20 protein-coding genes are annotated in these 20,370 nt (G+C 71.5%); 9 read left to right on the forward strand and 11 right to left on the reverse strand.

Going from position 1 to position 20,370, the window contains the following annotated elements:
* Positions 1–71: 71 nt before the first annotated feature.
* From ACSHV8_RS24930 to ACSHV8_RS24940, 3 genes are read right to left on the reverse strand one after another with little or no spacing between them, the layout of a single operon-like run.
* A complete protein-coding gene (locus ACSHV8_RS24930; RefSeq protein ID WP_436536240.1) occupies positions 72–2,318 on the reverse strand; it encodes a type IV secretory system conjugative DNA transfer family protein in 2,247 nt (748 codons plus the stop codon).
* Entirely contained in the window at positions 2,315–4,075 is a 1,761-nt protein-coding gene (locus ACSHV8_RS24935) for a VirB4 family type IV secretion system protein (protein WP_436536242.1), read from the reverse strand. Before ACSHV8_RS24935 ends, ACSHV8_RS24930 begins: the two co-directional genes overlap by 4 nt.
* A complete protein-coding gene (locus tag ACSHV8_RS24940) occupies positions 4,072–4,896 on the reverse strand; it encodes a PrgI family protein (protein WP_436536244.1) in 825 nt (274 codons plus the stop codon). The genes ACSHV8_RS24935 and ACSHV8_RS24940 overlap by 4 nt, the downstream gene beginning before the upstream one ends.
* Before the next feature lie 74 nt (positions 4,897–4,970).
* On the opposite strand from ACSHV8_RS24940, the gene ACSHV8_RS24945 reads away from it, so the two are divergent.
* Positions 4,971–6,038 carry a MerR family transcriptional regulator gene (locus ACSHV8_RS24945; RefSeq protein WP_436536246.1) on the forward strand — a complete coding sequence of 356 codons (1,068 nt, stop codon included), beginning with the start codon at positions 4,971–4,973 and terminating at the stop codon, positions 6,036–6,038.
* Positions 6,039–6,046: 8 nt separating this feature from the next.
* Here the strand turns inward: ACSHV8_RS24945 and ACSHV8_RS24950 are convergent, their stop codons facing one another.
* Both ACSHV8_RS24950 and ACSHV8_RS24955 read right to left on the reverse strand, forming a co-directional pair.
* Positions 6,047–6,982, reverse strand: a complete 936-nt coding sequence (locus ACSHV8_RS24950; protein WP_436536248.1) for a hypothetical protein — start codon at positions 6,980–6,982, stop codon at positions 6,047–6,049.
* A gap of 3 nt (positions 6,983–6,985) precedes the next feature.
* On the reverse strand, positions 6,986–7,249 hold the full coding sequence (locus tag ACSHV8_RS24955) for a pilin (protein WP_436536250.1): 264 nt from the start codon (positions 7,247–7,249) through the stop codon (positions 6,986–6,988).
* 434 nt (positions 7,250–7,683) lie between these two features.
* Between ACSHV8_RS24955 and ACSHV8_RS24960 the strand changes: the two genes are divergently transcribed.
* Both ACSHV8_RS24960 and ACSHV8_RS24965 read left to right on the forward strand, forming a co-directional pair.
* Positions 7,684–8,460, forward strand: a complete 777-nt coding sequence (locus ACSHV8_RS24960; RefSeq protein WP_436536252.1) for a DUF2071 domain-containing protein — start codon at positions 7,684–7,686, stop codon at positions 8,458–8,460.
* A 207-nt stretch (positions 8,461–8,667) separates the two neighbouring features.
* Positions 8,668–9,447 (forward strand): phosphotransferase family protein, encoded by a 780-nt coding sequence (locus ACSHV8_RS24965; RefSeq protein ID WP_436536254.1) that lies wholly within the window; start codon positions 8,668–8,670, stop codon positions 9,445–9,447.
* On the opposite strand, the gene ACSHV8_RS24970 is transcribed toward ACSHV8_RS24965, so the two are convergent.
* Entirely contained in the window at positions 9,444–9,770 is a 327-nt protein-coding gene (locus ACSHV8_RS24970) for a hypothetical protein (protein WP_436536256.1), read from the reverse strand. The two genes, ACSHV8_RS24965 and ACSHV8_RS24970, sit on opposite strands and share 4 nt — an antisense overlap.
* Positions 9,771–9,794: 24 nt before the next feature.
* On the reverse strand, positions 9,795–11,012 hold the full coding sequence (locus ACSHV8_RS24975; RefSeq protein ID WP_436536258.1) for an FAD-dependent oxidoreductase: 1,218 nt from the start codon (positions 11,010–11,012) through the stop codon (positions 9,795–9,797).
* A gap of 303 nt (positions 11,013–11,315) precedes the next feature.
* On the opposite strand from ACSHV8_RS24975, the gene ACSHV8_RS24980 reads away from it, so the two are divergent.
* Positions 11,316–11,813 (forward strand): MarR family winged helix-turn-helix transcriptional regulator, encoded by a 498-nt coding sequence (locus ACSHV8_RS24980; RefSeq protein WP_436536260.1) that lies wholly within the window; start codon positions 11,316–11,318, stop codon positions 11,811–11,813.
* A gap of 17 nt (positions 11,814–11,830) precedes the next feature.
* On the opposite strand, the gene ACSHV8_RS24985 is transcribed toward ACSHV8_RS24980, so the two are convergent.
* Positions 11,831–13,456, reverse strand: a complete 1,626-nt coding sequence (locus ACSHV8_RS24985; protein ID WP_436536262.1) for a tetratricopeptide repeat-containing diguanylate cyclase — start codon at positions 13,454–13,456, stop codon at positions 11,831–11,833.
* Positions 13,457–13,495: 39 nt separating this feature from the next.
* Complete coding sequence (locus tag ACSHV8_RS24990) at positions 13,496–14,077, reverse strand: PilZ domain-containing protein (RefSeq protein WP_436536264.1); 582 nt, start codon at positions 14,075–14,077, stop codon at positions 13,496–13,498.
* Between the two features lie 285 nt (positions 14,078–14,362).
* On the opposite strand from ACSHV8_RS24990, the gene ACSHV8_RS24995 reads away from it, so the two are divergent.
* Genes ACSHV8_RS24995 through ACSHV8_RS25010 form a run of 4 tightly spaced genes read left to right on the forward strand, consistent with a single transcriptional unit; the run spans position 14,363 to position 18,097 of the window.
* Positions 14,363–14,995 (forward strand): ABC transporter ATP-binding protein, encoded by a 633-nt coding sequence (locus tag ACSHV8_RS24995; protein WP_436536266.1) that lies wholly within the window; start codon positions 14,363–14,365, stop codon positions 14,993–14,995.
* Positions 14,992–16,311, forward strand: a complete 1,320-nt coding sequence (locus ACSHV8_RS25000; protein ID WP_436536268.1) for an FtsX-like permease family protein — start codon at positions 14,992–14,994, stop codon at positions 16,309–16,311. The genes ACSHV8_RS24995 and ACSHV8_RS25000 overlap by 4 nt, the downstream gene beginning before the upstream one ends.
* Before the next feature lie 17 nt (positions 16,312–16,328).
* Positions 16,329–17,417, forward strand: a complete 1,089-nt coding sequence (locus ACSHV8_RS25005) for a sensor histidine kinase (protein WP_436536270.1) — start codon at positions 16,329–16,331, stop codon at positions 17,415–17,417.
* Complete coding sequence (locus tag ACSHV8_RS25010) at positions 17,414–18,097, forward strand: response regulator (protein WP_436536272.1); 684 nt, start codon at positions 17,414–17,416, stop codon at positions 18,095–18,097. The genes ACSHV8_RS25005 and ACSHV8_RS25010 overlap by 4 nt, the downstream gene beginning before the upstream one ends.
* On the opposite strand, the gene ACSHV8_RS25015 is transcribed toward ACSHV8_RS25010, so the two are convergent.
* A complete protein-coding gene (locus ACSHV8_RS25015) occupies positions 18,063–18,485 on the reverse strand; it encodes a hypothetical protein (protein WP_436536274.1) in 423 nt (140 codons plus the stop codon). The two genes, ACSHV8_RS25010 and ACSHV8_RS25015, sit on opposite strands and share 35 nt — an antisense overlap.
* A gap of 63 nt (positions 18,486–18,548) precedes the next feature.
* On the opposite strand from ACSHV8_RS25015, the gene ACSHV8_RS25020 reads away from it, so the two are divergent.
* Positions 18,549–18,857: a hypothetical protein gene (locus ACSHV8_RS25020; RefSeq protein WP_436536276.1), complete on the forward strand. Its 309-nt coding sequence runs from the start codon at positions 18,549–18,551 to the stop codon at positions 18,855–18,857.
* Between the two features lie 87 nt (positions 18,858–18,944).
* On the opposite strand, the gene ACSHV8_RS25025 is transcribed toward ACSHV8_RS25020, so the two are convergent.
* Positions 18,945–20,273, reverse strand: coding sequence for a hypothetical protein (locus ACSHV8_RS25025; protein WP_436536278.1), 1,329 nt, complete (start codon positions 20,271–20,273; stop codon positions 18,945–18,947).
* Positions 20,274–20,370: the final 97 nt, after the last annotated feature.

Genomic DNA, 20,370 nt, shown 5'->3' on the forward strand with positions numbered 1-20,370 from the left:
TCAACATGGCCTCCGAGCTGCGGTGTTGGGTGGGCGAGACCCGGCCGTACGGGGCCGGGGGCGGGCCGGGCTCAGGTCCGGGGCCGGGCCAGGGCTTCGCGTAGCTGCCCGGCGGTGCCCAGGGCGGGCCGCGGCGGCGGGGTGCGCAGGGTGAACGCGGCGGTCTCGCGGCCGGCCACGATCAGCCGGCAGGCGGCGGTGTAGGCGTCCAGGTGCGACAGGTCGTGGTCGTCGAGTTCGGGTGCGGTGTGTCTGGCCAGCTGGGTGGCGTCTTCGGGCGCGCAGGAGAAGAACACTTTGTTGCGGGCGTTGGCGGAGACGGCCAGCTGGGTTTCGCGGGGCATCTGGGCCAGGTTCTGGTGGGCCAGGCCCAGGCTCAGCCCGTAGCCGCGGGCTTCGGCGAGCATGTCGGCGACCGAGCCGGGCAGGTTGAGAAAGTTGTGGGCCTCGTCGATGTAGACGGCCGCGTCGCGACGTTTGTCGGCGGGCAGCCGGGCCCGGGCGGTGGCCGCTTGCCAGGCGCTGGCCAGCACGAACGAGCCCATCACCCGGGCGGTCTCCTCGCCGATCTGGCCTTTGGGCAGCCGGGCGAGCAGGATGCCGCCGTCGAGCACGCGCCCCATGTGGAAGCTGGAGCGGGCGGATCCGAACGTGTGCCGGACGAAGTCGCGCAGCAGCAGCGAACGCAGCCGGGCCAGGACCGGTGCGATCACGGTGGAGCGCAGTTGCAGCGGGCTGGTCTCGTACCAGCTCCAGTAGCCGCCGAGCCCGGCCGGGTCGTCGAGGTCCTGGGTGTATTTGCGGCGGAAGTCGCGTTCGTTGAGCAGTTCCGGGACCTGGGTGAGGGTGGCGCCGGGTTTGCGCAGCAGGGTCAGGCAGGCCACCCGCAGGGTGTCGTCGATGCGCGGCCCCCAGTGTTTGGCGAAGATGCGCCCGAAGATGCTGACCACGTTGTCGACCAGCAGGTCGTGGTCGGCGCCTTCGAGGGGGTTGAGGGTGGGGCCGTCGGGCTGGTCGGGGTCGAGCAGCACCAGCCGGCGTGCGTGTTCGAGCGGGATCCGGTCGAGCAGGTCGGTGACCAGGTCACCTTTGGGGTCGATGACCACGGTGCCGCGTCCGGCGTGGATGTCGTCGAGGATCAGGTTCAGCAGCAGGGTGCTCTTGCCCGAGCCGGTGGAGCCGAGCAGGTGCAGGTGCTGGCGGGCGTCGGCGGCGCGCAGGGCGACCGAGTGTCCGCCGACCTCGGCACGGCCGAGGACTTTCGCGTCGCGACCTCCGGTCGCGATTTCCGTCGGCGCCGGCATCGCTTTGGCCCGGGCACGATCCATTCCGGGTACGGCGATGTCGCGCGGCAGTGCGCCGAGCATCGCCAGTTCGACCGGGGTGAGCAGGAAGCCGTGCCGCAGCCGCCGCCCGTTGACCAGGTGCGCCGGGTGCCGCAGCCGCCGGGCCCGCAGCCGGTTGCGGGCGGTGAACGGCCCGAATGCGGCGGCGATCGCGCGGGCCGGCCCGGCGGCGTCGCGCGGGGAGCTCACCGCGCAGCGCACGGCGACCTCCCAGTGCGGCCCGGCCAGCTGGTCGAGCGCGGCCCGGGCATCGCGTTCCCGCTGCGGATCCGCGGGCGTCGTGCTCCGGCCGGTGGGCCGGGGCGGCGCCCCGGTGACGAAGTCCAGGACGGCCAGCAGCCAGCCGGCCGGGTCGAGCAGCCCCGGCCCGGCCGGGCCACCGCGCAGCGCCCGCACACCACGGATCAGCCGGCGCCGGGCCCGGCCGGTGGCGGGCCGGGCCAGGATCTGCACGCACGCCTGCTCGCCGGTCCTGAGCTGCCCGGCCGCGCTGATCAGGGTGCGCAGCGGATCGTTGTGGTGCTCGGTGCGCAGTGGATACCAGCCGGGTAGCACCGGGGCCAGGGAGGCGCCCGCGGCCCCGGCCGATGGTGACGGCAGCGGAACCGTGGCCGCCGCGACCTTGCAGGCCGCGCCGGGCCAGGCGCCGCGGATCGCGGCCAGGACCGGGTCGACGGCGACGGTGCGCGGCAGCCACACCACGATCCGCAGTTGCCGCCCGTCCCACCGGTATTCGTAGCCGGCGTAGGCGCGCCCGTGCCGCAGTCGGCCGCGCCATCCGGTGCGTAGCGCTTCGGCCAGGGTGGCCCAGAAGACGGTCGCTCCGGCCGGGTCCACGAGGGGTGGCGCGCTGATCTGGATCTGCCGGCCGTGGTCGGCCATCCGCCGGCCGCGCCGTTCACCCGACACCAGCAGCCCGGCGGCCAACACGGCCGTGAGCAGCACCGACAACCCGACAGTAATGGTGATCATGGTTGGCCTTCCGGGGACAGGTCGAGGTCGCCGGCGCAGAGCCGGTGTTCGGCCGGGGCGGCCACGATCCGGAAACCGGCCCGGTGGGTGCCCGACAGCAGCAGCGCCTCACCGCGCCGGGAGGTGAGCAGCGTCCGGGCTTCGCCGGCGCTGAGCCCGAACGACTGCGCGACCAGGTCGATCGACTGGGGTGCCTGGCGCAGCAGCACCTGGGTGGCCGCGTTGGCCACCACGATCTGCCCGAGGTCGCTGCCCAGCAGGTCGAGCACGTCCTGGGAGGCGACCAGCAGCCCGGCCCGGCGTTTGCGGGCCTGTTTGGCCAGCCGGGCCAGGAATCGGGCGCCTTCGCCGTCGCGCATCAGCGTCCACGCCTCGTCGACCACGACCAGCCGGCGCGGCGGGTCGGCTTCGACGGTGTCGACGTCGCGCCAGATCGCGTCGAGGGCGAGCAGCATCCCGGCCGGGCGCAGTTCGTCGGCCAGCGCCCGGGTCGACCAGCAGACGAACTGGCCGGCCGGGACCGTGGTGGTGGGCCCGTCGAACAGTTGCTTGAACGATCCGTGCGTCCACGGGCTCAGCCGCGCGGCCAGGGTTTTACCGGCGGCCCCGCCGTGGCGGGTCAGGGCGGCGGCGACGTCGCGCAGCAGCGGGGCCGGCCGGTGCCAGGTGGCCGGGTCGGTGGTGATCCCGGCCTGCTCGTACGCGTCGACCACGGCCCGGTCCAGCGCGGAGCGTTCCGCCGGTGGCGGCTGTTCACCCAGCAGCACCGCGACCAGGGTGTGCAGGAACAGCGCCCGCCGGGTGCGGGCCTGATCGCGCCGGTCGCCGGGTGCGATGTCGAGCGGGTTGAGCCGCACCCCGCCGGCGCCGAGCACCAGGCTCACCCCGCCGGTGGCCTCGGCCAGCCGTACGTACTCGTTCTCCGGGTCGATGACGGCGACGTGCACGCCGCCGGCGAGCGAGCGCAGGATCTCCAGTTTGACGAAGTACGACTTGCCGCTGCCGCTGCGCGCCAGCACGACCCCGTTGGCGTTGTCCTGCGACCAGCGGTCCCACCAGACGACGCCGTGCGAGGCCCGGTTGAGGCCGTAGAGCACTCCCCCGCCCGGCCCGGGTCGTCCCGGCAGCGGCGCCGGCAGGTCGGCTCCGGCCAGCGGGAACGCCGCGGCCAGGGCTTCGGTGTCCATCACCCGCTTCGCGCCGAGCCGGTCGTCGGCCAGCGGCAGCGCGCTGTGCCAGCCCTGCAGCTGCCGCCAGGTCGCCGGTTGGGTGTCCAGCAGCACCGACGCCGCGGTCGCGCGCACCCCGGCCACCGCTTCGCGCAGTTCGTCCGGGCCGGCCGCGGTGACGCTCAGGTACAGCCCGACCCGGAACAGTTTCGACTCGCCGCGGGCGACCCGTTCGGCCAGTTCGGCGGCGTCACCGGCGGCCGCCTCGGTGAGCGGGTCGCTGACCCGGCCACGACCGGCGTCGGCGAGCCGGTTGGATTCGAGGCGGGCGCGTTGACGGCGCAGCCGGGTGGCGGCCGCCGGCCCCGGTATCGGGTCGATGTAGAGCACCACGTCCAGGCGTCCGGGCCAGGACAGCAGCGGTTCCAGCCAGGCCGGCCCGACCTCGGCCGGATAGCCGGTGACGATCAACGTGGCCGTGCAGCCGTCGGCGACCTGCACGTGGTCGGGGTGCTCGTGGGTGACGTTCGGGCTGGGCAGCGCACCCATGGCCGTACGGCGGAAATTGTCTTTGCCGTTGTCTTTCATGGGGTCACCGCCCGGGGCCATCCGGTGCCGGCCGGCGTGTAGGGGTCGACCGCGCAGGTCAGGACCGCGAGCGCGGCACCCCCGTCGAGAACGACGGTCTCGGCGCCGAGCGTGGCCAGCGCGCCGGCGGTGTGCTCGGCCCGGCGCAGCGCGTCGGCCGGTTGGGTGGCGGTGTGCGCGACGGTGATCGTGCGCCACAGCGGATCACGGTCCTCGGCCAGCTCGGCCAGGAACGCGGCATAGTCGCGGGCCAGCGCGGCCAGCCCCGGCGCGGTGATCGCCGCGGCGTTGTCGCCGACGCGTTGCGCCTGGCTCGACAGGTCGACCCGGCGGGTGGACACGACGATCTGCACCGGCGCGGACAGGCTGTTGAGCCACCGGCCGTAGCCGCCGATCAGCGCGGCCTGCTCGTCGGCGGTGCGCAGCCCGATGTTGACGGTGGTGCCGGCGACCAGCGCGATCGTGTGCGTGCCGGTGTCGATGACCCCGTCGTCGCTGATGCCGCCGGTGGCCGGTGGGGCCACCCGCAGTTTCGGGTGGCGCAGGTAGCGCAGCCCGGCCCACAGCCAGCTGTCCAGGCCCAGCCCGTCGCGGCGCCCGAGGGCCAGCGCGAGCGCGAGCCCGGCCGGCAGCAGCAGGATCCCGGCGGCCACCGGTGCCGGCAGCACCCGGATCAGCGCGGTGTACAGGCCGTAGCCCAGCACCGCGGCGACCGCCAGCACGGCCAGTTGACGGGCGGTCAACCCGTACGCGATCTTGTCGGGGGTGTCGATGTCGGCCGGGATCCGGGCCCGGTACGGCTCGTCGGTCGAGGCGTTCATCGCCGGCCCGCCCTTGACCTTGCCCCTGGGGCAAGCCCCACGGTGGTCCCGACCGGCCCGAGGAGGATGACCCCGTGCAGCTGCTGACGATCGGCGCGTTCGCCCGGGCGGCGCGGCTGACGAGCAAGGCGCTGCGCCTGTACGACGAGGTCGGGCTGCTGCCGCCCGCCGCGGTCGACCCCGAGTCCGGCTACCGGTTCTACGACCCGCGGCAGTTGGCCCGGGCCCGGCTGATCGCCCAGCTGCGCCGCATCGGCATGCCGCTGGCCGACATCCGCACCGTGTGCGACCTGGAGCCCGGCGCGGCCGCCGAGGCGCTCACCGCCTACTGGCAGCAGGTCACCGCCGACACCGCGGACCGCGCACAACACGTCGCCCGACTCGTCGAGCAACTGTCCCGGAAGGACGCCACCATGTCTGCCAGCACACCGACCCTGACCATGCGGTACGCCGTGCGCTGCGACCCCGGCCAGGCCCGCGCAAGCAACGAGGACGTCGCCTACGCCGGTGACCGGCTGCTGGCCGTCGCCGACGGCACCCGGGGAGCCGGCGCCGCCGCCAGTGCCGCGGCCGTCGACGCGCTCAAAGCCCTCGAACTGGCCGACCGACCGGCCGTCGACCTGCTCGCCATGCTGGCCGCGACCGTCGACGACGTCGACCGCGCGGTGCGTGCCACCGGCAGCGGCGACAACCCACCGGCCACCACGTTGACCGCGCTGCTGCGCCGCGGCTCGCAACTGGCCCTGGTGCACGTCGGCGACACCCGCGTCTACCTGCTGCGCGGCGGTGAACTCGCGCAGCTCACCCAGGACCACACCTGGGTGCAGAACCAGATCGAGTACGGCAAGCTCCGCCCCGACCAGGCCGCCGTTCACCCGCAGCGCGCCCTGCTCACCCGCGCGCTCGGCGGCAGCAGCCGTCCCGTCGAAGCCGACCTGGCGTTGCGCACCGCCCTGGCCGGTGACCGCTACCTGCTGTGCTCCGACGGCCTGTCCGCCGTCGTCAGCCGCGCCGACCTGCACGGCGCCCTGGCCGGGGACGGCGAGCCGGAAGCGGCCGTGCAGCGACTGATCGAGCTCGCCTACGCGGCGGGCGCCCCGGACAACATCGCCTGCGTCGTCGCGGACATCGTCGTGGAGTAGGTCGTTTCTCATCGTCCGCCCCGCCGCCTGCGGCCGGCCCCCGGGCGCACCCGCAACACGGTCATCGCCTGCTGCAGGACCAGCACCCGCAGCAGCCCGGGGATCCGGCTCGGTCGCGTCTGCAGCACGAACCGGCCCATCAGCGCCGGAATCCGGATCGTGCCACCCAACAGACACGCCACGACCAGCAGATTCATCATCGCGCCGGGCGTACCGGACAGGCCCAGCACCGGCCACGCGTGCCGCAGATCCAGCATCACCTGCAGCGCGACGTGCAGGCCGATCGCCTGCAGCACCACGGTCGCCGGGGTGCCGAGCATCGCCCGCCACCACAACTTGGCGACCGGCTCGGTCTGCGGCGTGGCATGCAACGCCAGGGCCAGCGGCGCGACCGCGGCCAGCAGAATCAGCAGACCGGCCCGGCTGATCCACTGCACCACCAGCGTCAACGCCAGCCCGGCGACGATCGCGCCGACGATCAGAATCAGGAAGTCCTGCGGGTTGCTGCCGGTGATCCCGTCGGTCGCCGAGGCCACCGCGGCCCGCATGCTCGGCACCGGCGACGCCCCGCGCGGCCCGGTCAGGGCGACGGTCAACGCGTTGGCCGCCTGCGCCACCCCGGAACAGATCGGCCGCGCATAGTTGGCCGCGACCAGCCCGACGACCAGGCGCGGGATCAGGTCACCGAGGCCGGCCCGGGCCTGCAGCCACTCCCGGTTCATGACCATCACCCCGGTCCACAGGAACGCCACCGAGTAGCAGGTGTCGGCCACCCCGAGAGCGGTGGTCATGATGGCGGCGACCTGCGGAAGTTCGGTGACGTCGGGAACCACCAGGGCGGTCATCGACAGCAGCCGCCAGGCCAGGTCCAGCCCGGCCAGCACCAGCGTGGACAGCAGGCCCAGCAGCGGGCCGAGCAGTCCGTTGAGCGTCCACTCGATCATCGCTCAGGCCCCGATCAGACCCTTGAGGATGGTCAGGAACACCGGCGACAACACGGCGATCGCATAGCCGATCAGCGCACACCGGAACGCGGTCTTGGCCCGCTCGACCTCGGCGGCATCCCCGTTGGCCAGCATGTACCGGATCCCGGCCACGGTCAGGAACAGAGTGGCGATCGCGGCGGCGATACCGATCACCCAGGTGCGCAGGTTGGCGATGATCTGCGGAAGCTCGTAGACGGCCAGGACGGTGTGCGGCGCGGACAGCATGAGTGCCTCCGGGATGGTGAGGGGGCGACTTCGATCGAGGTCGCACTCACCAAGGCCGGCTGTAGGCCACCGGACACCACCCAACACCAACCGGACACCACCCAACGCCTGCGGCGGTTGGGCAACGATCAGCGGTCAACTCACGGTTGGCTTCGGCCGAGCTTGCTGCCTATTACGTACGCCGAGAGCCCGCCGCGTGCGCCGAATCGCGCGTGGGGCAGCACTCGCCGGGTGGACTCTTCCGTGTTGGCCAACACGGTGAAGGCCGTAACCGCGGACGCCGATCCGCAGCGACCCGGACGTGAGGATCACATGTGTGCCGCACCAAATCCTTCACGCGCGCGTCGAGGATGGGTCATTGATGGTATCGGCCCGACCAGGCTTAACAGCGGACATCGGCCACCGGCATCGTCGGGGGAATCCGGTGGGCGCTGGTGGCATCGCAGCACTGGCGTGCAGACTTGTGCCCTATGCCGGTACTTGATCCCCCCGAATTGACGGCGACGGGCAGTCATCTGCCCTCAGTTCGCGCTCTGGTCGAAGAACGCATCATCTTCAACTACCGTCTGCCCGCCGACCACCTGGAACGCCTGCTCCCGGTTGCCTGGCTGACCCCCCAGCTCGTAGACGGCGACGCGGTTGCCTCGGTGTGCGTGTTGCGGCTCAGCAAGGTCACGGCCGGTCCTGTTCCCTCCCTGCTCGGCGTCCGAAGCGTCAGTGCGGCGCGGCGCTACGGAGTTCTCGATCAGAGATCAGACGGCCGCCCAGCCGTCTTCGTCACCGAGCGCACGACCAACTCGGCTCTCGGCTCTCTCTTCACCGCGGCCGGGTTCTCGGCCCAGCACGAGCATCTATCCGCGAACATCAGCAGAGACGACGAGTCGTTTCGGGTCGCCCTGGGGAACGACCACTTCAACGGTCGAGCCGTCCCGACCCAACGATGGTCGTCGTCGCTGTTCCCCACGCTCGGGGACTTCTCGGCCTTCTTGGCCGAGGGGATCCGGAGCTACGGAGCGTCCCGGCACGAAGGGCAACTCACCGTCCTCGACCTGTTCAAAGAGGACAAGGGCTATGAACCGCTGGCCGCCCGTGAGGTCCGCGGGTCGCTGGTGCAACCCTGGCTGGACGCCGGAGCCGTTCTGGACAGTGTCGCCCGCACAACGAACGCGAAATATCGCTGGACCTACCACGGGCTCACCCACCGGCCCTGAACGATCCGCGCGCCAGCGCGCTCGACGACAGGTCCGCGTCAGCAAGGTGGAGAGCCGCGACCTGGCCGCAGACCGCTGTGGCGGCGCCTCGCTCCCACGCCGGGGTTTTGCAACACACCGAAACGTACGCCGACCCCGAGTTCTGGGACGGCGAGGCGAAGTCCTGCTGTCCGCCGAACCCGGGAATCTGAAAGGGCTGACTGACCGATGCGCATTGACTGGACCGCGTTGCCCGCGGCTGTCACGAGCGAGGTGGCCGACCGGATCGGCGAAGCTCGGGCCGTCCCGGCCACGGCCGGCGCCCATGCAGAGGTCGCCGCAACCGTCATCGGGACGGACCGGAAGGTGTTCGTGAAGGCGGCCCACACCGATTTCGGTATCCGGTCTTTGCGCTACGAACAGCGGGTGGGTGAGGCCATCAGCGTGCCTCACTCACCAGCGGTCGAGTGGCACTTCGAAGCGGCCGGCTGGCTGGTGGTGGCGTTCGAGCAGTGCGAGGGCCGCCACGCCGACCTGAGTCCGGCCAGCCCCGACCTCGAACTGCTCGACGAGTTCCTGCAGATCATCGGCAAAACCCCTGCGCCCGACGTTCCGCTGTTCAGCCCCAAAGCGCGAATCGGATTCGAGCATCCCGCCATGGACGGCGACACGCTCGTCCACACCGACCTCGCCGCAGCCAATCTGATCGTCACCCCGGACGGTCTACGGGTCGTCGACTGGGCCTTCGCCACCAAGGCGGCCCCGTGGTTCGAGCTGGCCTCGCTCACCCACTGGCTGATCGGCGCCGGCCATACCCCGCACCAGGCCGAACAGTGGTTGGCACGGCACCCCGCGTGGCGGGAGACCGATCCAGAGGTCTTGGACTACTTCGCGGCGAAGAACGCGGAGAAGTGGGCCGCGAAGTCGGCGGGGACGAGCACAGCGTGGATGCATGATCTTGCGGCTTGGACGTCTCAGTGGTCGGCGTATCGAAACCAGGCCTGCTAGCGGCCGCCCGGCCAGCCTCTCAGATATTCCTCGAAGGTGGGGCCGGTGTGTGACGTGTCGCCGATCTCCGAGTACTCGCCCTCGGGGGGATCGTCGGCGACCATCTGGTCGTACCGCCGGCTGAACTCCCGGACCGACTCCAGCGGGTGACCGACGTGTTCGGCCAGGAACTTCCAGACCGACTTGGTCAGCTCCGGCTGACGCCAGTTGGGCTCGCTGCTGCCCACCGCGAAGTAGACGATCCGGGTGTCGTCCTGGATCGCCTTGCCGAGCCAGATGTAGACGCGGCAGTCAACGCAGAGCAGATAGCCGTACTCGCTCATGCCCGCCCCTTTCCCATGATCATGTTATTCCTGAAGGGGCTTGCCGGCCCACGGCGGTAACGGCTGCTGCGCCGAAGGTCCCACCGTCAGCCGCGAACTGAAATTCTGTACGAGCGGTGCGGCCGCAACCTTGGTGCCCCAGCGCAGCAGCCGCACGCCCGCCCGGGACCGGGGTGCGGCGATGCGGGGCACTCCCGGCGGCAGTTTCTGGGCTTTGTCGACCAGTGGCCGCATCCATGTCTCATAGCCGGTCAACGCCTGTTCGTACCCGCCGTCGCCGCTGCGGGACAGATAGGCCGCCAGTACGTAGGCGCCGATCAGCGCGAGCGAGGTACCCCCGCCGGCGATCGGGGTGACGCACCAGGCGGCGTCCCCGAGCAGGCAGATGCGACCCCGGTGCCAGCTCGGGCTGTGCACCTGACGCAGCCAGTCGACGTGCAGGTCGTCGGTGGCCTCGAACCCGTCGAGGATGCGTGGCACCTCCCAGCCCAGGTCGGCGAAGCGCCGGCACAGCTGACGGCGGGTCGCGTAGGGGTCCAGTTCGGCGAGCACCGGCTCGTCCACCCGGAAGCTCAGGGTGGCCCGCATGCTGCCGACGTCGTCGGGACGCAGGGTGATCTGCCGCGCCCCGGCGGTGACCAGAAACCGCCACCAGTCGTCGTCGTTCGGTTCGCGCTCGATGGTGCCGTAGGCGACGTACATGCCCAGCGTGTGCTCGCGCGTTTCGTCGCCGAACACGAGGCGGCGGGTGGCCGAGCCGACGCCTTCGGCGACCACGACCAGGTCGAAGCGTTCGCGCGGGCCGCCGGCGAATTCCACGTACGCGGCCTGGTCGTCCTGAGTCACGGCGGTGATCCGGTCGCCGTATCGCCAGTTGACCGACCCCGGGCAGGCGTCGGCGAGGATCCGGGCCAGCGTGCCGCGCAGGATCTCCAGTTCGGCGGTCGGCCCGTCGGTCGTACTGCCGGCCCGGACCGGGAACTCGGACACCGTCGCGCCGGACTCGTCGACGAAACGGGTACCGACCTCGCCGGTGTTGTGCTCGCGCACCGCCTGCTCCAGGCCCATGCGACGGATCACCTCGCGGGCGGTCGAGCGGACGTCGACGCTCTGCCCGCCCTCGCGCAGGTGCGGCGCCCGCTCGACGACGGTGACCTCGAAGCCGGCTCGGGCCAGCCAGTACGCCGCGGCCGGCCCGGCCACACCGGCCCCGGTGATCAGTACTCGTCGCCCCGACGTCATCGGTGTGCCTCCACAATCGGCGGTTCGGCCGCGGCGGCCGTGTGCCGGCCGCGGAGGAGCAGGGTCGCCAACACGGCGGCCAGGTAGGAGCCCAGCGCGACAGCGCCGGCCATGGCGTCCCGGGCGGCCGCGGTTGTCAGGACCGCGAGGACGGGCTGTGGTCGGCATGGCCGGCCGCTCTCATTAGTCACACGATCAAATTATTTAGCCATGAAACATAGTCACGGTCAAACCTTTCCATGGGGTTAGTTTCGAGTGGTAGCCTCCACCGGCCAGTGCCGTGCTGCCGCGGAAAGGACCCGAGTGACCGACGACTCCCGCGCCCAGCGCGACCGGATCCTTGAGGCCCTGCGCAATCACGGGATGGCCTTCGGTGACCTGGGCCGGCAGTTCGGCACCACCGTCGGCCTGCACGTCACCGACGCCACGGCACTGGTCGAGATACTCAACGCGCAGGACCGTGGTGCTCCCCTGACTCCCGGCGAGTTGAGCCAGCGCATCGGTCTGACCGCCGGGGCGACGTCCTCGCTGCTCAACCGGTTGGAGTCGGTAGGGCACGTCATACGCGTACGCGAGAACGCGGACCGCCGCGTCGTCACGCTGCACGCCGACAAGGACGTCGACAAGATGCTCGACGACTTCTTCGCCCCGCTGGTGCAGCGGATGGGCGCGATGATGGCGGCCTATCCGCCCGAGATCCTGCGCGAGTTCGAGCGCCTTCTCGTCGAGGTCAGCGCCACGATGAACACCTACCTCAGCGAGGTGGCCGACCACCGGCGGCTGTCCGCCCCGAGTGACTGACCACGCCACACCCGGTATTACCCGTTAGGTCCGACGACGCGGTTGCGGCCGCCGTTCTTGGCCTCGTAAAGGCGCCGGTCCGCGATCTCCAGCAGCCCGGCCGCCGAGTCCGCCTCGTGGTGCACGGCCACGCCGATGCTCACGGTGACGCGCAGCCCCGGCGCGATCGCATCCCAGTCGAAGTCCTCGATCGTCGCCCGCAGCCGCTCGGCCACGCAGCCCCCGGTCTCGTCGTTCACCTCGCTCATGAGCAGGGCGAACTCTTCCCCGCCGTAGCGGGCCGCATGGTCGGCGGGCGCGTCGGGTTGCAGGAGCAGCGCGCCCAGCCGGCGCAGCACCTCGTCGCCGATCTGGTGCGAGTGGTTGTCGTTGACCTGTTTGAAGTGGTCCACGTCGAGCAGCGCGATCGAGTAGCGCGCCCCTTCGGTCTCCAGCAGCCGGTCCAGCAGCCGCCGGTTGGCCAGCCCGGTCAGCGGGTCTTCCAGGCTCTGCTGCAGCAGGCTTTCGGCGTGCCGGGTCAGTTCCAGGTTGGAGTGGTAGAGGTCCTCGGCGCGGGCCCGTTCCCGCATCGCGTATTCCTGGGCGCGGGCGGTCTCCAACCGGATCGCGGCGATGCCGGCGCTGCGCTGCGCGGCCTCGGAGGCCACCAGCGTGAACAGGGTGTGGAAGCGCTTGTGGTATTCCAGGGCGGCCCGGAAGTTCTCGTTCTTCTCGTGCGCCTCGGAGAGGTGTTCGCAGTAGTACATGGCGGCGTTGTTGCCCAACGACCGGTCCAGGGCCTCGGCGAACAGTTCGGCGGCCCGGTCGTAGTCCTTGAGCGCCATGTAGATGCAGCCGCGGGTGTCCAGGTGGTGGCACACGGTGGAGACCGAGTCGATCTCCGGGTCGAGCTGGAAGCTCTCCATCATCTCCAGCGCCTGCTCCGGACGCCCGACGAAGGCCAGCATCTCGGACAGGTTGCCCAGCGCGTTGGCCTGGAAGTAGCGGTGCCCGGCCTGACGGCCGGTCTCCATCGCCTCGCGGGCCCGTTCGATGGCCAGTTCGCCGTGGGCGAGCGCGGTCTGCTCGTCGCCCTCTTCGCGGGCGGCGTAGGCCTGCCCCATCAGCACGCAGGCGATGGTGTCGATCAGGCTGCCGTGCACCGCGACGTCGCCGAGCAGACGGGCGGTCTCGGCGGCCCGTTCGCAGTACTCCATCGACATCTCATACTGGCGCAGGCACAGGTGCACGATGCCGATCGCGGTCAACGCCAGCTGCCGGGGCCGCAGTTCGCCGCTGAGGTCGGCCAGTTCCAGCGCGATGACACCCTCGTCGAGGGCTTCGGTCAGGTCGCCGGTGAGGATCAGGACCCGGGCGATGGTGGAGCGCACCGACGATTCCCCGGCCAGGTCGCCGAGTTCGTGCCACAGCCGGACGGCCTGCAGCCCCACCTCGATGCTCTGCGCGTACCGGTCCATCCGGTGGTGGCAGGCGGCGATGACGGACAGCGCGTGGGCGCGAACGGCGGGGGTGCCGGCCAGCGTCTCGGCGCGCACGGCCAGTTCCATCGCCGGGGTGTACCGGGCCATGTCCAAGTGTTCCTGCGCTTGCTCGACCAGCGACGATGCATCGTCACGGGTCTGGACCTCAGGCTGCGCGCTCACGACCGCTCGTATCGGCCGGGCCCGCCCGAACCTGAGCACTCAGACCTTCGCCTGGGCGTCCGTCAGCAGGTTGGCGACCCGGGCCCGCAGTTCGGCGGTGATGTTCACGAACTGCAGCCGCACGTCGCCGGGTTCCTCGCCGCCGGCGCGGACCTGGCAGGTGAACCCGGCCGGCCCGTCCGGCAGCAGGATCTGCACGTCCACCAGCGCGTCGCGCCCCAGGTCCTCGATCAGCCGGATCAGCGAGTCGTCGCTCATCTCGTCCAGGTCGATGGTCACGTGCGCCCCGCTGGCCGACAGGTCGACGGTGCGGCCCGGGAACAGTTCGCCCGAGGGGAGCCGCACGGCCACCGGCAGTTGCGCCTGGACCCGTTCGGACCGGCGCCGCTGGATCCCGCCGGTCACACCGTCGACGCGCAGGTACACGCCGGGCATGCCGTCGGACGGGACGGGCACGACCGTGCCGGTCAGGCTGCATCCGCGGCCGTTCTGCGTCCACAGCACGGTGACGTCGACGCCGATCATCGCGAACACGGTCAGGTTGAGCCGCAAGCTGCCGTCGGTGTGCCGGGTGACCTGGCACGTGCGTTCCGTGCCGCCACCGATCGACACGGTGACCATCGGAACAGCCCACGGCTGTGGCCGCTCTACCGTCGTCGCATCCATACCCGGCCTGCCCCTTCCTGGTGTGCGGGCCGGCGTGGCCTGCCCGGTTCACTATCGGCACCGGCCGGGCCGGGGCGAGGGCTCTGCGAAATATCCCGTCCGCATCCTCCTCAGGGAGGACTTCCCGTCGGTCGGCGGCCGGACGTTGCCGGGGCCGTGCGCGGCAACGATCGACGCATGACCTCAGCGGTGCTAACGGCAGACCACATCGGCAAAACCTTTCCGGGTACGGCGGTGCCGGTGCTTCAGGATGTCTCGCTCTCCGTCGCCGCCGGCGAGTTCGTGGCCGTCGTCGGCCCGAGCGGTTCCGGCAAGTCGACGCTGCTCTACTGCCTGTCCGGGCTGGAGACGGTGACTTCCGGGCACGTCAGCATCCTGGGCGGCCCGCCGGCCGAGCAGCGGCGCCGGCACGTCGGGTTCGTCTTCCAGTCGTACAACCTGATCACCTCGCTGACCGTCCGGGAGAACGTGGCCCTGCCCGCCCGTCTGGCGAAGCGGCCGGTGGACGCCGCCGCGGTGGATGCGGCCCTGGCCGCGGTCGGTCTGGCCGATCGTGGCGGTTACCGCCCGGCGCAGCTGTCCGGGGGGCAGCAGCAGCGGGTCGCCATCGCCCGGGTCCTCGCCTTGCGGCCCGACGTGGTGTTCGCCGACGAGCCGACCGGCGCGCTCGACACCGAGTCCGGGGCGCGGGTGCTCGACCTGCTGGGCGCGGCCGTGCGGGACGGACGTTCGGTGATCATGGTGACGCACGACCTGGAGGCCGCCGCCCGCGCCGACCGGGTTCTCGTGCTGCGCGACGGCCGGCTGCACCGTGAGCTGGTCCGCCCGTCGGTCGAGGACGTCTTCCAGGCGGTTGCCGGGGTCCCGGCATGATCCGCCTGGTTCTCGCCGACTTCGTCGCGAATCTGCGCCTCTGGTTCGGTGCCATGGTGGTGGCGGCCGGGACCGCCGCGGTGGGCCTGGTGGTCGCCGCTCAAATTCAGACCGCATTGACGGTACGGGGGTTGCCGGGTGCCGCGATCGCTTCGATGGCCGGCACGGTCCTGGTCCTCGGCACGGTCGCGGGCCTGGTCGTGCTCTCCTCGGTCACCAACCTGACCGTAGCGCTGCAGCAGCGTGACTACGCGCTGTGGCAGCTGGTCGGCATCCGCCCGGCGTACGTCGGCTGGGTCGTCCTGAGTCAGCTCGCGCTGGTCGCCGTGATCGGCGCGGTCGCCGGAACCGCCCTGATGTTCCCGGCGCTGGGCCCGCTGTTCGCCTACCTGTACGCCCACAGCAGCGGCCTCGACGGCATCCACGCCGTCTACGGCCCGGCCGCGGCCCTGGGCGCGCTGCTGTTCGTCGTGACCGTGATCATTCTCGGTGGTCTGCGCGGTGCCCGGCGCGTGTCCCGGACCGCCCCGATCGCCCTGCTGCGGGCGGCGAGTCTGCCCGATCGCGGGATGACCGTGCTGCGGTGGGTCACCGGCGGCGCCGGGATCGCCGTCGCCGTGCCGATGAGCGTCTCGCTGGCCGGCGCCGCCGATCCCGGTGCGGCCGTGCTGCCACTGGTCACGCTGGCCGGGCTGATATCCGGGATCCTGGCCGCGTTCGGGCCGCTCTACCTGCCCCGGCTCGTCCGGGCGTGGACCACCCTCGTACCGGAAAGGGCGTCTGGTTCTTGGTTTCTGGCTCGGCACACCGTGGCCGACAACGTCGGCCGCAGCGCGGCGGCGATCACCCCGCTGATGGTCGCGATCGCGTTGTGCGGGGGTGTGTACGCGGTCAGCGAGACGCTCGGCGGTGCCGTGCCGCTGGCGTTCGTGCTGCTCGTGCTCGGTGGCCCGCTGGTACTCAGCGTGCTCGGCGCGACCGTGACGGTGCTGATGGCCGGACGCAGCCGGGAACGGGAGGTCGCCCTGATCCGGGCCGCCGGCGGCACCCCGGGAACGGTGCTGGTCGCGGCCGTGTCCGAGGCGGTCATCTACGTCGGCACCGCGGCGCTGCTGGGGTTCGCCGCGGTCGCCGTCGCGGTGGGTGTGGCGCTCGTCGCCGCGCACGGCCGGGGCCTGCCGGTGGCGCCGTCACTCGGGTTCACGCAGGCGGGTACGGTCGCGCTGGTGGGCTTGATCTTGACCGCGGCGGCGACCGTCATCCCCACCGCGGCGGCCACACGCCGCTCCGTGTCCCGGGAACTGGCCGCCGAATGACCAGGAGGCTGCCGCCGATGCCGCGTCGCCTGACCGATGTCGTGGTGGTGGGCGCGGCGCTGCTGGCCGGCGCGGCCACTATCCCGCATCCCAGCGGCAGCCGGCTCGCCACCGCGCTGCTGTCGGTGGCCGCGGCCGGGCTGTGGTGGCGGCGGCGCCATGCCGTGCCGGTCTTCGTCGTGGCCGTCGCCGGCAACGTGGTGCACCTGCTGGCGACCACGCCCGGCACGATCCCGGTGGACGTGGTGACCGTGCTGAGCGCGTACGCGGTGGCCGCCCACGCCCGCGCGCCGCACCGGGTGCTGTGGCCCGCCCTGGCGCTCCCCGCCCTGGTCCTGGGCCTGGTCAAGGCTCTGGACGGCGTCGATCACGCGGTCCTGCTGGGCCTGGCCGCGGCGTTCGCCACGATCGGCGCGCCGTGGCTGGCCGGTGATCACGTCCGTACCCGCAAGCGTCTGGCCGTTGATGCCGCGGCGTCCGAGCGGGCCGCGGCGGTGGCCGAGGAACGCAGCCGGATCGCCCGTGAGCTGCACGACTCGGTCGCGCACCACGTCAGCGTGATGGGCATGCAGGCCGGCGCCGCCCGGCTCACCCTCGACGCCGACCCCGGCCGGGCCCGGGAGGCGCTGCTGGCGATCGAGGCGGCCGGCCGGGAAGCCGTGGACGAGATGCGCCAGATGTTGAACGTCCTGCGGGCCGGCCCCGCCCCGGCCGCTCCGCAACCCGATCTGGCCGCGCTGCCGGCCCTGGCCGACAGTTTCCGGGCCGCCGGGCTGCCCCTGCGGCTCGACGTGCACGGCGATCCGGCCGCTGTGCCCGCGGCGGTGCAACTGTCCGCGTACCGGATTGTTGAACAATCCCTGACCAACGTGCTGGAACACGCGGGCCCCGCGGCCACCACCGCCCGGGTGACCGTGGACGATGCCGCTGTGGAGATCGTGGTCGACAACAACCCGCCGGTGACGGCCTCGCGCGGCGGTGGCGGATACGGGACGATCGGCATGCGCGAGCGGGCCGCCCTGTTCCACGGCACCCTGGAGAGCGGCCCGCGACCCGACGGCGGCTACCGGGTCACCGCCCGCCTGCTCACGACGGCCGGCGCATGATCCGCGTCCTGGTCGCCGACGACCAGCCGCTGATGCGTGGCGCCCTGGCCACGATCATCGGTGTCCAGCCCGACATGGAACTCGTGGGCGAGGCGGCCGACGGGCGCACGGCGGTCGAGACGGCCGTACGTCTGCGTCCTGATGTGGCTGTGCTGGACATCCGGATGCCGGGACTCGACGGGCTGGCCGCCACCCGGGAACTGGCCCGCCTGGTCCCCGGCAACGCCGTCCGGGTCCTCATCCTGACCACGTTCGACCTGGACGAATACGTCACCGCGGCCCTCGCCGCCGGAGCCAGCGGCTTCCTGCTCAAGAACGCCCCGCCCGAGGACATCCTGGCCGGCATCCGTGTGGTGGCCTCCGGCGAGTCGCTGCTCGCCCCGACCGTGACCACCCGCCTGCTGAGCCGATTCCGCGCCGAGGCGGCCGCCGTCGACCCGGCCCGCGCCGCACTGCTCGACCAGCTCACCCCGCGCGAGACCGAGGTCCTGCGCGACCTGGCCCGCGGCGCGTCCAACGCCGAGATCGGCGACCGGCTGTACATCGGCGAGACCACGGTGAAGACCCACGTCTCCCGCATCCTGGCCAAGGTCGGCGCCCGCGACCGCGTCCAGGCCGTCATCTTCGCCTACGAGGCCGGCCTGATCACCCCCGGCGGCGCAGCAGCCACCCGGCCGTGAGCGTGCCGGCCACGCCCGCCACCAGGAAGAAGTACCAGCCTGGGAGTTCGACAGGCCCCTTCCAGAAACCGCAGTACTCCGGCGCCCACTCGGCGGTGAACTGCGCACCGGACTCGGGCAGGACACCCTTCGGGAACGTGACCTTGCTCAGGCTGCAGATCGTCGCCCCGTGCGAGGTGACCGCGCTGACCTGCACGTAGCGCGGATGGCCCTGCGAGTCCGGCACCACACTCTGGACCGTTGCGGTGACCAGCTCACCGTGCGGCAGGACGATCTTGGGATCGTCGAACAACCCGACCAGCAGAAAACCGAAAGTCAGGGCAAACCCGAGAACAGCAAGCCCGATTCGCGTACGGCGTTCGAAGCGCCCCGGTCCATACAACGACATGGGTGAATGTTACGAGACGAGCGCCCCGAACGGACCCGCAGATCGTCACCGCGGCGCCGGCCCGTGAAGATCGGCCACATCGGACAGCTGAGTTGCCCTCTCGACACTCCCGGGTCGATCGGCGGACAAGATCAACCATTGATTGGATTAGTTTTTCGCCGGCCTGGGTACGACATGGACCGGCGGGAGATGCCCGCCGGCGAAACGGAGCAGATCATGCTGGTCTTTGGACTTATTCTCTTGCTTTTGGGCATCTTCCTGCACGTGTCGATCCTGTACACGATCGGCATCATTCTCCTGATCGTGGGTGCCGTCCTCTGGATCCTCGGCGCGGTCGGCCGCCCGGTCGGTGGTCGAAAAGTCTGGTTCTAGCAGACCCGCTTTCCAGACACTGCTGAAAAGGGCGTCCCACTTCCGGGTGGGCGCCCTTTCGCATACCGATCCGCGGATCGGGCGAACTCAGCAAGCGAGCGCACCGAGCAGACCGGGGCGCGGGCTCGACTCGATGACGCTGAGCGTGGTCGGGTCGATGCTCCAGGCCGCGGCGACCCGCAGGACGTCGTCCTGATCGGGCCACATCTCGCCCGGCTGCGTAGCCGAGAAGCCCAGCTCGACCTCGATCGCGGTGGGGGCGCCCGTCTCCTCGCAGGCCTCGGTCCTCTCGCTGCAGTACACGTGGCGGAGGAGTTTCCCGTCCACGGCGAGAGCCCACTCGGCGTAGTCCGAGACTCGGTGATTGCCGAAGTACTGCACCTCGGCGCCGAGACGGGCGCTGAGCGAGGCCACCGACGTGCCGTCGAAGCCGCGCACCGCGTTGACCACGAAGATCCATCCGCCGGTCGGTGGCGAGACGAAGACCTGCCCGCCGAACGTCGCCCGGACGCCGTCGTCCCAGCCGGCCGGCTCGGCGCCGGTCAGGCCGATCACGGCGGCGATCTGCTCGACGGTGCTGCCCCGTACGGCAAGCCAGGTTTTCTTGATGCCGAAGGCCGTGCCGGCGGGAGTTCCGGGTGGCAGGTGCCGGACCGGCAGCTCCGCGATCATGCGCAGGGCTTCGGCGCACACCGCGGCCAGGTCGTCGGCCGGGCCCAGCCAGGTCAGCTCGGTGCCGGACGGGTTGGCGGCGCTGCCACGGCCGGTCAGCCGGGCCGCGCCCGTGGACAGTTCTTGCAGGTACACGCCGGCGCACCCGTCGAGCAGGCGCTGGTCGACGCCGGCCGCGGCGAGCGCGTCCAGGTACTCCGGGTTGTCGTTCTGCTCACGATCCGATTCGGGCAGGGCGGCCCGGACCGCCGCGAGAAGTGACGCGCTCTCCGCGTCGGCGACGCCGGCCGGGCCGACCAGAGCACCGCGGACGTACGGCATGACGAGCAGCCCGCCCGTGCCCAGCGTCAGGATCACCACCTGGCGAATCGCCGGCCAGCACGGCTCGGTCGCGTCGAGTACGCGGCGCACCATCGCGCCGAGTTCGGGCGCGACGTCGGCGCCCGGGCCCGCGGACATCGTCTCCTCGGGGCCGGACGGGTCGACGACGGCCTGCCACCGGCCGTCGTGGAAGAACACCCGTGCGGTCTTCTCGGGGTGGTATCGCCGGACCGGGACGCCGGCGACGTCCTCGCAGAAGGCCCGCCACGAGACACCGCCGTCGCGGTACGAGCCGGGGTCCAGCGCGTAGAGCCGAAGGATCGCCTCGCCCAGCCCCTCGTCGCCGACGGCGATCCCCGTGGTGAACCGGCCGCGCGTCACGAACGTGCGCCCCTGGAAGACATGGACCTCGCCCCACAACATGCGCGCACTCTATAGCCGACCCGTTTACTTGCAGCTTCAAGTGAGCGAGGAGTACGTTCGACTTAACTGTTGAAGTCATCGGTGTTCGGGAGACGCT

The sequence above is a fragment of the Actinoplanes sp. HUAS TT8 genome (genome assembly GCF_051380535.1).
Taxonomy (GTDB): domain Bacteria; phylum Actinomycetota; class Actinomycetes; order Mycobacteriales; family Micromonosporaceae; genus Actinoplanes.